Origin of the sequence: Ventrimonas faecis (assembly GCF_040096075.1) — a bacterium.
GTDB classification, from domain to species: domain Bacteria; phylum Bacillota; class Clostridia; order Lachnospirales; family Lachnospiraceae; genus Brotaphodocola; species Brotaphodocola faecis.
This window is the reverse complement of the sequence record NZ_JBBMFJ010000049.1, coordinates 1-11870: the sequence shown is the minus strand read 5'-3', so window position 1 is coordinate 11870 and position 11870 is coordinate 1. Positions and strand designations below refer to the sequence as shown.

Sequence of the window (11870 nt, the reverse complement as noted above, 5' to 3'; positions counted from 1 at the left end):
AGGCAAAAATCCCATTGCCGAAGGCAATTTTCAATGGATTTTTGCCCGTAACTGTGAGGGTACTGAACAGTTACGAGAAATCAAATCCTGAAAGCGAGGACGAAACATGGGAAAAAGAGAAGGTTTTTTCGAACGGTTTTTTAAGGTTTCACAGAGCGGTTCCACAATGCGCACGGAGGTTCTGGCAGGCATCACAACCTTTATCACAGTTGCCTACATTCTGATCCTGAACCCGCAGATTCTGGCAGATCCGTTTGCCATCGTCGGCAATGCGGAGATGGCAGCAAAGGTTTCCAACGGTGTATTCATCGGAACCTGTATCGGCGCGTTTATCGGCACTATGCTTTGCGCGGTATACGCGAAGGTACCGCTGGCGCAGGCGCCTGGCATGGGACTGAACGCCTTTTTTGCTTACACGGTGGTACTGGGCATGGGATATACCTATAACCAGACCCTGACGATCGTATTCTTATCCGGTTTGCTGTTTATTATGATCACGGCCGTTGGACTTCGTCAGGCAATCATCCGTGCCATTCCGGAACCGATCAAGCTGGCCATCACGCCGGGTATCGGACTTTTTATCACCATCATCGGACTGAAGAATGCCGGACTGGTTGTCAGCAATCCATCCACACTGGTAAGCATGGTGGATTTCGCACAGTGGAGAAACGGAGAAAATACCGCACTGATCTGCGGTGCCCCTGGTTGCATTGTTTGGCCTGATCGTGATTGGCGTGCTGCACGCAAAACAGGAAAAGGGCGCGATTCTCATTGGAATTGTATGATCTTTGTAGGAATCCTGATGTTATCCAACATCAGGGAAGTAGATTTCTCCGATATGACCAACGCGCTTCCGGCATTCTGCACCATCGTGTTTATGCCGTTTACCTATTCCATCGCAAATGGAATCGCTATGGGCCTGATCTCCTACTGCCTGTTAAAGGTGCTTTCCCGCAGAAGATGCGAGGTCGAGGTACTGACCATGGTCATTGCGGTGGTGTTTGCGTTCCGTTACGCGTTTATGACACTGGGATAAGAGCAGGTTTCAAACCCCTTGTATCGATTTGAAAAAACACAGGGAAGGATAATAACAACTATGAAACAGAAACAGACTTTTGCCTTGAAGGGCAATCTTATATACACGAAAGAAATCGGAACACTGGAAATTCTTGAGCAGCATTATCTGGTCTGTGAGGAGGGAAAGGTGCAGGGAATCTACCCGGAACTTCCGGAACAGCTTTGCGGCATTCCGGTGGAAGAACTGGGAGACCGGCTCATCATCCCGGGGCTTACCGATCTTCATGTTCACGCACCGCAGTATTCATTCCGCAGTTTGAATATGGATATGGAGCTTCTGGAATGGCTGGAGACTAACACGTTTCCGGAGGAGAGTAAATTCCAGGATCTGGACTACGCAAAGAAGGCTTATGGCATCTTTACGGAGAACGTAAAGCACAGTGCCACCACAAGAGCCTGCATTTTCGGTACCATTCACAATGAGGCAACGCTGCTTTTAATGGACCAGCTGGAGGAGGCCGGAATCGCGGCAATGGTCGGCAAGGTGAACATGGACCGCAACAGTCCGGATTATCTGCGGGAGACTTCGGCAGAGGAGTCTGCCAAGGCAACCAGGGCATGGATCCAGGCCGTGGCAGAACGGCATTACGAGCGTGTACAGCCGATTCTGACTCCGCGTTTTACGCCAAGCTGCAGCGATGAACTGATGGAACTTTTACATGGCATCCAGAAAGAGACCGGACTTTCGGTGCAGTCCCACTTATCCGAGAATCCGGGGGAGATTGCCTGGGTGCAGGAGCTCTGCCCATGGTCGAAGTTTTACGGCGATGCCTACGACCACTTCGGTATGTTTGGCGGGGAGTGCCGCACCATCATGGCCCACTGTGTTTACTCCGGTGATGAGGAGATTCAGCGGATGAAAGAGAATGGCGTATTCATTGCCCATTGTCCGGAGTCCAACACCAACCTGTCTTCCGGCATTGCGCCGGTGCGCCGCTATCTGGACGAGCAGATTCCGGTAGGCCTGGGAAGTGACGTGGCAGGCGGCACTACGGAAAATCTGTTTGCAGCCATGCGCCATGCCATTCAGGCAAGCAAGCTTCGCTGGCGTCTGAGCGACCAGAGTTTACAGCCGCTTAACATGGAGGAAGTTTTTTATCTGGCGTCTAAGGGAGGCGGAGCCTTCTTTGGCAAGGTGGGAAGCTTTGAGCCGGGATACGAATTTGACGCCGTAATTCTGGATGACGCGAGACTGGAGCACCCGCAGCCATTAAACGTAAAGCAGCGCCTGGAGCGGGTCATTTACCTGGGGGATGAGCGGGAAGTGGCTGGCAAATATGTGGCCGGCCGGAAGGTTTTATAAAATTTATTGAGAAAAAGAGTCACGTGACCTTTCTTTCCGGCGGACGGTTCGGTTACAATGGGGCAACAGGAGGATGAGCCCGTGGATATTTTTCAGGAATTGCCAATGGCAAAACGCAGCAATATGGAATTTTTATTCCAGAACTGCACAGAAAAAGTAAAAAATTATATGTTCACCATGGATGTGGCGGCGGGCCAGACTTTTATTCAGGCAGGAGAGCCTTGCATTATCATTGTCATTATCCTTTCCGGCAAAGCGTCGGGGGTGGAGTGGCTGATGCTGTATCTGATCCGAAAATACGAGCGGAAGGGGCGAGCAGACAACACCTGCAGCCTGAAACAGACCCGCAGTCAGATGGCAGAGGAAATCGGATTTTCCATTAAGACGATGGACCGCAGCATCAAAAAGCTGGAGGAGGACGGAATGCTCAGGCTGGAGAAGGGAAAAATTCAGGTTGACCAGTCCGGCTATCTTGAAATGAAGGAATACATAGAACAGTGTATCGAAGGCAGATCGTAAGGCGCGCCTGAACAAAAGAATGCAGAGATCACACGCAGGATCTTCGCAGACGTCGATTTCAAATGGAGGGAAAGCAAATGTATGTTGGGAAGAAGGTAACACGTGTAGATGCCCATGACAAAGCAATGGGCAGAACCCGTTATACCGATGACCTGTGCGACAAGAGCGCATATATCATCCGTATTTTACATTCCACGATCGCGAATGGACGGGTTATTTCAATTGATACATCCGAGGCGGAAAAGATTCCGGGTGTGGTAAAAATCTTTACCTGTTTTGACCTGAAGGAGAAACATTATTTTCCGACCGCGGGTCATCCGTGGTCTACCGATCCGTCTCATCAGGATGTGGCGGATCGTCTGGTCATGACCGACCGTGTCCGCTTCTATGGCGATGATATCGGTGCAGTCGTAGCGGAGGATGAGGTGGCAGCAGCCCAGGCGCTGCGGGCCATCAAAGTAGAGTATGAGGAGTATCCCTTCGTCCTGGATGTACAGGATGCCATGAAGGAGGATGCTCCGCAGATCCATGAAAATTACCCGGGCAATGTGTTAAAGCACACCACCATCCGCAAGGGCAATTATGAGGAAGCCATCAAGGAGCCGGGCCTCATCAAGGTGGAGGGCTGGTACAGCACACCAACCGTGCAGCACTGTCACATTGAGAACTTTATCTGCTTCGCGGAGATGGAAGGCGACCGCATCAAGATGGTCAGCTCCACCCAGATCCCGCACATTGTGCGCCGCGTGGTTGGCCAGGCACTGGGCATTGACTGGGGCCGTGTGCAGATCATCAAGCCGTACATCGGCGGTGGTTTCGGAAACAAGCAGGACGTTCTGTATGAGCCGCTTTGCGCATGGGTCTGCATGAACCTGGGCGGTCATCTGGTGAAGCTGGATGTTCCCCGGGAGGAGACCTTTGTTGCCAACCGTGTGCGCCATGCGATCTGCAGCCACATCGTATCCTGGGTACGCCCGGACGGCACGTTCGCGGCGCGTAAGCTGGAAGCATTTTCTGATCAGGGTGCGTACGCTTCCCACGGACACAGCATCTGTGCAAAGGGTGTCGGCGCGTTCCCTCAGCTTTACCCGTGTGACAACATTGAGGCAGATGGATATACGGTATTTACCAACAAACCGGCAGCCGGAGCCATGCGCGGATACGGTATTCCGCAGGCCATGTGGGCGGTGGAGTGCCACACCGATGATGTTGCGGCAAGGATCGGCATGGACCCGATCGCGTTCCGCAGAAAGAACCTGATGCCGGTGGGCTTCAAAGATGAATTTTCCAAGAATGAGCTGTACACCGATACCTTTAACCAGTGTATGGATAAGGGCATGGCAGCTATGGATTACGAGCGCAAATACAAAGAATACCAGAACCAGACCGGCGATATCCGCCGCGGTATCGGCATGTCCGTATTCTGGTACAACACGGCAGTATGGCCAATCTCCCTGGAGACCTCTTCCTGCCGTATGGTATTAAACCAGGATGGTTCCCTGCAGGTACAGCTGGGTGAGACTGAAATCGGTCAGGGCGCTGATACGGCTTACAGCCAGATGGCAGCCGATGTAGTGGGTGTCCGCCTGGATCAGGTGCATGTGGTTTCCTGTCAGGATACCGATGTAACTCCGTTTGGTACCGGTGCCTACGCATCCCGCCAGACCTACACCGCAGGCTTCTCCATCCGTCAGACTGGTCTGTTGCTGAAAGAACGCATTTTGAATTATGCCCATGAGCTGACCCGCATGCCGCCGTATAACCTGGACATTGTGGAAGGCAACATTGTCCGCGTGACGGATGGCCGTGTGTTGCTGAGCGTAGGCGAACTGGCTACCGAGGCTCTGTACAGCGTAACCCACAGCCAGCACATCACCGCGGAGAGTACCGCCCAGATCAAGTCCAACGCTTACTCCTTCGGATGTTGCTTCGCGGAGGTGGAGGTAGATATCCCGATGTGCAAGGTGAAGCTGCTTGATATCGTAAACGTACATGACGTAGGAACCCTGATCAACCCGGCTCTGGCTGAGGCCCAGGTACACGGCGGCATGAGCATGGGAATCGGCTTCGGCATGTCCGAAAAGTTACTGTTCGACCCGAAGACCGGCCGTGCGTTAAACAACAACCTGCTGGATTACAAGCTGTCCACCTTTATGGATCATCCGAGACTGCGCGCCTACTTCGTGGAGAATCCTGAGCCGACCAGTGCTTTCGGAACCAAATCCCTGGGTGAGCCGCCGACCTGTCCGGTTGCTCCGGCCATCCGCAACGCGGTTTACCAGGCTACCGGAGTGGCAGTCAATGACGCACCGGTGAACCCGCACATTCTGTTTAAACGGTTTAAAGAAGAAGGTTTGTTCTAAGGAGGTTACATTATGTATGATTTAAAGGCGCTTTACGAAGCGGAGAGTGTAGAGCACGCAGTAGCGCTCCTGATGGAACATCCGGAAGCGCAGATCATTGCCGGAGGCAGTGACGTGCTGGTGCAGATGCGCGAGGGAAAACGCGCAGGAAAAGAGCTTGTCAGCATTTACGGGATCGACGCCATGCGCGGCGTATCCTTTGAGGAGAACGGTGCCATCCGCATCGGCTCCCTCACCAGTTTTTCCCATATTACCAAGGATCCGATCATCCAGAAATATATCAACGTACTCGGTGAGGCAGTAGACATGGTGGGCGGCCCCCAGATCCGCAACATCGGTACCATCGGAGGAAACACCTGCAACGGCGTAACTTCCGCTGACTCTGCCTCAACCCTCCATGCATGGGACGCGATCGTGGAGATCACCGGACCGGAAGGAGTACGCCGGATCCCGATCCACGACTTTTACATCAAAGCCGGCAAGGTAGATTTGAGACCGGGCGAGCTGCAGACTGCGATCATCATTCCGAAGGAAGCTTATGAGGGCTACTTTGGACATTATATCAAGTATGCAATGCGTAATGCCATGGATATCGCTACCACCGGATGCTCTGTAAATGTAAAGCTTTCCGAAGATAAAAAAATAATTCTGGATGCCCGGATCGCTTATGGCGTAGCCGGCCCGGTACCGATGCGTGCTCCTTCCGCGGAAGCAAAGATCCGCGGAAAAGAGACGAGCAGAGCGGCAATTAAGGAGTTCGCCCAGGCAGTTCTTGAGGACATCAATCCGCGAGACAGCTGGCGTGCTGCGAAAGATTTCCGTGAACATATCGCGACGGTACTGGCAGAGCGCGCCCTGTGCGAGTCCATCCGTCTGGCTGGAGGTGAAGTCCATGAGTAAACAGTATAAGCTGCTTTCCTGCACCATCAACGGAAAGAAAGTAGAAAAAATGATCGATGTACGCGCATCCTTAACCGATGTGCTGAGAGATGATTTCCGCCTCACCAGTGTCAAGAAAGGCTGTGAGGTAGGAGAGTGCGGAGCCTGCAACGTCCTGATCGACGGCGAGTGCTTCAACTCCTGCATTTACCTGGCTGTGTGGGCCGAGGGCAAGGAAATCCTGACCCTGGAAGGCCTGGCAGGCCCGAACGGAGAGATGTCCGATATTCAGCAGGCCTTCATTGATGAGGCTGCTGTCCAGTGCGGATTCTGCACCCCGGGCTTTATTATGAGCGCCACGGAACTCTTACAGTCCGGAAAGGAATATTCCGATGACGAGATCCGCAAACTCCTGTCCGGTCATCTGTGCCGGTGTACCGGATATGAGAATATCTTCCGCGCGGTGAAAAAGACCATGCTGAGAAGGCTGGGGAAGGATGCGGAAGCAGACGAGGTGTAGTTACAGATAACTATTATGCATTTGCGGTCTCTCTTTTTTTTCAGCTGACAAAGCCGTACAGGTCATTGAAAAAGAAAATCATAAAATTGGCTGTGACTGGTAAATAAGCCGGGTTTTTGAGAGAAGCGAACACCCACAGAATATTTCCTGCCAGCATATTGGAAAGCATTACGACAGCCAGGGAACCGATCCATAGCGTCCATTCTTTTCTGGTTAAAGAACTGATTGGATTACACATTATTACCTCATTTCTTCCAAATAAAAAGGATGGTATTCCGGAATTTTCACGGAATACCATCCTGCCCATTGGGAATCTTTTTTAATATATCGATGGAATCATAGCATAAATTCTGATGCATTTCAATTCCAAATGCAACTCTTATCGGTGATTATTTACAACTTTTTACAGTCCGTCCGGCTTCTGTCCGACTCTCTCCGGTCCTTCGAGTGCAACTGAACCAGCGGAATCAAGGCCAACCGGAAAAAGATGGATGAGAATCTGAACTGCTCGCGCATGCTGGTGACCGCGTTGGCCCTGCACATCGGCTACGACAACGCGGCAAAGACGGCAAAAAAGGCTTACAGGGAGGACATTTCCCTGCGGGAGGCCTGCATTGCACTGGGCTTTTTGAGCGGAGAAGAATTCGACGAGGTATTCCATCCGGAACAGATGGTCTCTTCGCATCTTCGCAGCCAAGGCCTACGGCAAATCCGGATTCATCTCGTAATACCGGTACATGATCTGGCAGAGCTCCTCGATCTCCGCCCTCCGGTCGGAATTCTTGTCGTAGAGGATCGCCAGGTCATAAGTGATATCACAGTCCTCGATCCAGTAGAAGCTGTCGGGGTTTACGCTGGGGATCGGCTTGGCGTAGAGGCAGTTGTAGGTTCCCGTGTTTGCCACCTGGAACATGTAGGGCATGTTTTTGACGTCGATGATGTTGCTGGGCTTCACGTTGTATTTCCGCAGCGCATCCTCCGTCGCCTTCCGGATGCGCGGGGCGTTGCCCGGCAGGCAGAGGGGATCCCCATCCAAGACGGAGATCGGCAGGTAAGGATATTTGCTGCCCTCCCTGCGGCGGGCCAGGGCGGCCTTGGGGCTTCCCTTCCGGAGGTAGATGCCGATGGGATCGCGCCGGATCACGAAGTAGCTTATGGGGCCTGCTGTGACGGGAAGCCTGGAGAACGCCAGGTCCACCGAGTGGTTGAGGACGCCCATCTCGCGCTCCGCGAGGGGGAGCTCCGAGAAGGTGTAGTGCTCCGGGGAAAAATTGGGGATCGCGTTCTGCATGGCCTCGATGATGTATTTTCCCACCCGCATAGATATTCCAATATTTAATGGCTTGGTGCGCAGACTCAGCAAAAACGCGTCGTAGGTGCTGGTGACTTCCTTCGCCATCGCATAAAATTGTTCCCCCACATTGCTGAGCTCCAAGGGCTTTCCGGGTGTGCGGTAGAAGAGAGGCGCGTCCAGCTCCGCCTCCACGCGGGACAAGAGCTGGCTTAGGGCCGACTGGGTGATAAACAGGCGCTCCGCGGTCTTTGACATGCTCCTGGTCTGAACGATTTCCATAATGGCTTTCATATCTGAGATTTTCATAAATTGCCCCTAACCCATTAGTTTTGCTTAACACAGCCTTAGTATATGCGAATTAGACAAAAAAGGCAAGGGTAAATATAATAAAACTATAAAATTTTTCTAAATAAGGAGGAACTTATGAGTCAACTTACCATCTGTTTTATTATCTTTATCCTCACCATCATCGGTTACTGCAGCGGTTTGTACAGTCTGGCCTCGATTGCTTTGACCTCCATGATGTGCCTGACGCTCACGGGGTGCTTGGGAGCGAAGGAGGCGCTGGGGTATTTCGCAAACTCCAACGTTATCATGGTGGGCGGCATGTGCGTGGTGGCCGCCGGATTTAACCGGACAAAATTCTGTACAAACCTGGCAACCGGCATCGCACAGATGTCCCGCGGGAGCGTCACGAAGATGATGATTGGCTACGTGCTGATCGGCGTGCTACTAAGCCAGTTTATCCAGAGCCCGGTCGTGGTGTTCGGAATTGTCTACCCGATGCTTTTGGCCACGTCGGAGAGCATGGGCTTAAAGGCGTCCAAGGTTCTGTTCCCGGTGGGCGTTGCGATTATCTGCACCTGCTGTATTCTGCCTCTCGGGGCCGGAGCCACGGTGGCGGCGGAGTTAAACGGATATCTGGAGAGCTACGGCTACACGCAGTTTACGGTGGGCCTCACGGATCCCATGAAGGGCCGTCTTCCCATGCTGATCTTCTCGATCATCTATTTCGGAATATTCGCAATCAAGTTTGCACCCGATGAGCCGGTGGTGAAGACCATGGAGATGGAGGTCAAGAAGACGGCGAAGGGGAATCTGAGCAATTTTGCCGAGATCGCGGCCATCGTCATCTTTTTCGGCGACGCGCTGGCGCTGATGTTCGCGAAGAAGCTGGGACTCGACAGCTGGGAGATCACGGTAATCGGCGCCCTGCTGATGATTCTGACCAACGTTTTGAAGCCGAAGGAGGCAGCGCAGTCCCTTCCGCTCAACATCTTGTTTTTGATTGTGGGCTCTAACGCCATCGCGGCCGCCCTCTCCAACACCGGAGCCGGAGAGTTTATCGGCAACAACGTGATCAAGCTTGTGAACGCAGTGGGCTACAGCAACTATCTGCTGGGACTGATCTTCTTCATCATTCCGTTCATCCTGACCCAGTTTATGTCCAACCGCGGAACCATGCTGATTTTCCATCCCATTGCCATCGCGACCTGCGCGTCCATGGGCGGCAACCCGGTGGGACTGATGATTTTGATCCAGGCCGCGTGCCTGAGCTCGTTTATGACGCCCATGTCCACCTCCGCGACCCCGTACATTATGGGATTGGGCGGATACGACATCCCCAGCATGATCAAGCAGGGTATTGGCTTTGCCGCGGTGTCCTGCGTGGTGTCGGTGGCGTGGACCATGACAATATTCCCGGTGCTTTGATTCCTGCCCGGGAGACAGAGACAGAACTTGAATAGACAGGAGGTTTTATAACTATGGATAAGGAGTTGGAGAGAGTCCGGGCGGAGGCCGTGGGCATTGAGTTGGACGAGGAGTTGGCGGCCCGCTTCCCGGTAAAGAGCAGACAGAAGTTAGAGATTCCGGGCGATGAGGCGGACATTACTGTATACCTGTATGAGCCGGAGAACCGGACGGGCGTGACGCCCCTCATCATCAACCTGCACGGCGGCGGCTTCGTGAAGAGCTACCGGGGCCGTGACATCATTCTCTCGCAGAACTTTGCGTGGCACACGGGCTGCCTGGTGGCGGACGTGGACTACAAGACGGCGCCGGAGAAAAAATATCCGTACGCCCAGATGGAGGGGTACCGAGTTGTGGAGTATTTTTACCAGCACGCGGAGCAGTACCGGATCGATCCGCAGCGGATCATCCTGTCCGGCCAGAGCGCCGGCGCCAACATGATCATAGGAATCGCGATGCGCTTCCTGCGCAGGGAGGAGCACCCGGTTTGCCAGCTGATCATGGCCTACCCGCCCCTCGACCTGTACAAGGACCCGATGGAGAAGCCCTTCACGGAGTCCGAGGAGGAGAAGAAGAGGGCGGTCAACGGCCGCCTCTACAATGACTGGTACATCGACAAGGAGCTGCGGCGGGAGAGCTACGCCTCCCCAGTGTACGCCTCAGAGGAGGAGCTTAGAGGGCTGCCGCCGGTGTTGCTTCTGACGGGCGGACTGGACTCCCTCGGCGAGGAGGCGGAGCGCTTCACCTACCAGCTGATCCGGGCGGGCGTGCCGGTGACCGCCAAGCGGTTCCTGACCGCCAAGCACGGCTTCCTGGCCAGAAGAAATTCAGAGTTTGCCGAGGCGGAGAAGATGATCTTTGATGTGATAAAGCAGATTAAGGACGGGGAGGAGCTTGTAAACCCGTAAATGCGGTTAAAGCCAAAGAGAAAGCCAGGGGAACATTGGACAAATCCCGTCCGATGTTCCCCTGGCTTTAATGGGCTACCCGCTACTCAGCTTTTCGTGGGCGCTGCCCACACCCGGCCTCAAGAATAAGACGGGTTATTTCTGGCAATACTGTTAATGCCGAAAGAATAAAATATAGCAAGTGTGACCGGGAGAGTTGTTTGTTTTACTGCTCCCGGTCATTCTCTGTTTACAGGTACTGATTCAGACGTTCTCCATACAGGACCAGCAGCTGGTTGAGTACCTGATCCCAGCCACGGTATCGCTGCGTCCATTTTTTGATCACATTTCCACTTGTCAGATACAGCATTTTTTCCAGGGCACTGTCACTCGGAAATACACTCTTGGTCTTTGTCACTTTCCGGTATTGACGATTCAGTCCTTCGATGATATTTGTCGTGTACATGATCCGGCGAATCTCTCCGGAAAACTGAAAAAATGAATTTACATCCTGCCAGTTATTCTCCCAGTTGCTGATTGCATACGGATATTTCTTTCCCCATTTTTCTTTGATCCCTTCCAGTTCCGATAATGCAGCTGCTTCATTCGGAGCATTGTACACCGCCTTGAAGTCAGAAGAGAACTTTTTCAGGTCGTTGTAATTGATATATTTAAAGGAATTACGCAGCATATGGATGACACAGCGCTGAATCTCAGACTGCGGATAAACGGCCTGAATCGCTGCATCTTTAAAGCCAGGAAGCCCGTCCACACAGAAGAACAGCACATCCTGTACGCCACGGTTCTTTAAATCGTTCAGCATTCCTAACCAGAACTTAGAAGTTTCATTGGCACCAACGGTAATGCTCAGGATATCTTTATACCCCTCTACAGTAACGCCCAGTACAATGTAGGCGGCTCTGCTGAGAATCCGTCCATCTTCCCGTACTTTATAGTGAATGCAGTCCATAAATACAAATGGATAGATCGGATTCAGCGGCCGGGACTGCCATTCTTTGATTTCTGGCAGGATACGATCCGTGATCTTGCTGACCATTTCAGCAGACAGTTCAATGCCATAAAGATCCTGCAGCTGATCGTGGATATCTCTGGTACTCATCCCTCTGGCATACAGAGACAAAACTTTCTCTTCTATGCCGGACACATCACGCTGATATTTTGGGATCAGCTTTGGCTCGAATTCCCCATTGCGGTCTCTTGGAATATCCAGCTGAAATTCCCCATACTGGCTTTTGATTGATTTAGGCGAATGCCC

General features: G+C 52.7%; 9 protein-coding genes and 2 pseudogenes. 9 read left to right on the top strand and 2 right to left on the bottom strand.

The window, feature by feature from the left end:
• Window positions 1-106 precede the first annotated feature (106 nt).
• The 7 genes and pseudogenes from WMO41_RS15245 to WMO41_RS16120 all read left to right on the top strand — a co-directional run.
• A pseudogene (locus WMO41_RS15245) lies at window positions 107-1036 on the top strand (solute carrier family 23 protein).
• Window positions 1037-1096: 60 nt separating this feature from the next.
• Complete coding sequence (locus tag WMO41_RS15240; protein ID WP_349230490.1) at window positions 1097-2380, top strand: amidohydrolase family protein; 1284 nt, start codon at window positions 1097-1099, stop codon at window positions 2378-2380.
• A gap of 81 nt (window positions 2381-2461) precedes the next feature.
• Complete coding sequence (locus WMO41_RS15235; RefSeq protein ID WP_349230489.1) at window positions 2462-2899, top strand: helix-turn-helix domain-containing protein; 438 nt, start codon at window positions 2462-2464, stop codon at window positions 2897-2899.
• Between the two features lie 77 nt (window positions 2900-2976).
• A complete protein-coding gene (gene xdhA / locus WMO41_RS15230) occupies window positions 2977-5262 on the top strand; it encodes a xanthine dehydrogenase subunit XdhA (protein ID WP_349230488.1) in 2286 nt (761 codons plus the stop codon).
• 12 nt (window positions 5263-5274) lie between these two features.
• A complete protein-coding gene (xdhB, locus tag WMO41_RS15225; protein WP_349230487.1) occupies window positions 5275-6162 on the top strand; it encodes a xanthine dehydrogenase subunit XdhB in 888 nt (295 codons plus the stop codon).
• The gene (gene xdhC, locus WMO41_RS15220) at window positions 6155-6661 is read left to right on the top strand and encodes a xanthine dehydrogenase subunit XdhC (RefSeq protein WP_349230486.1); all 507 of its coding nucleotides are present in this window, start codon (window positions 6155-6157) and stop codon (window positions 6659-6661) included. The genes xdhB and xdhC overlap by 8 nt, the downstream gene beginning before the upstream one ends.
• A 379-nt stretch (window positions 6662-7040) precedes the next feature.
• Window positions 7041-7343, top strand: a pseudogene (locus WMO41_RS16120) (class II fumarate hydratase); the annotation flags it as partial.
• 18 nt (window positions 7344-7361) lie between these two features.
• Here WMO41_RS16120 and WMO41_RS15210 read toward each other — a convergent pair.
• Window positions 7362-8261, bottom strand: coding sequence for a LysR family transcriptional regulator (locus WMO41_RS15210; protein WP_349230485.1), 900 nt, complete (start codon window positions 8259-8261; stop codon window positions 7362-7364).
• Between the two features lie 117 nt (window positions 8262-8378).
• Here WMO41_RS15210 and WMO41_RS15205 point away from each other — a divergent pair, with 117 nt between their 5' ends.
• Together WMO41_RS15205 and WMO41_RS15200 are read left to right on the top strand one after the other, a co-directional pair.
• Window positions 8379-9668, top strand: a complete 1290-nt coding sequence (locus WMO41_RS15205) for an SLC13 family permease (RefSeq protein WP_349230484.1) — start codon at window positions 8379-8381, stop codon at window positions 9666-9668.
• 53 nt (window positions 9669-9721) lie between these two features.
• Window positions 9722-10615, top strand: a complete 894-nt coding sequence (locus WMO41_RS15200) for an alpha/beta hydrolase fold domain-containing protein (protein ID WP_349230483.1) — start codon at window positions 9722-9724, stop codon at window positions 10613-10615.
• Between the two features lie 229 nt (window positions 10616-10844).
• Here WMO41_RS15200 and WMO41_RS15195 read toward each other — a convergent pair.
• On the bottom strand, window positions 10845-11870 hold a 1026-nt coding region (locus WMO41_RS15195; protein ID WP_349230482.1), incomplete at its 5' end, for an IS256 family transposase.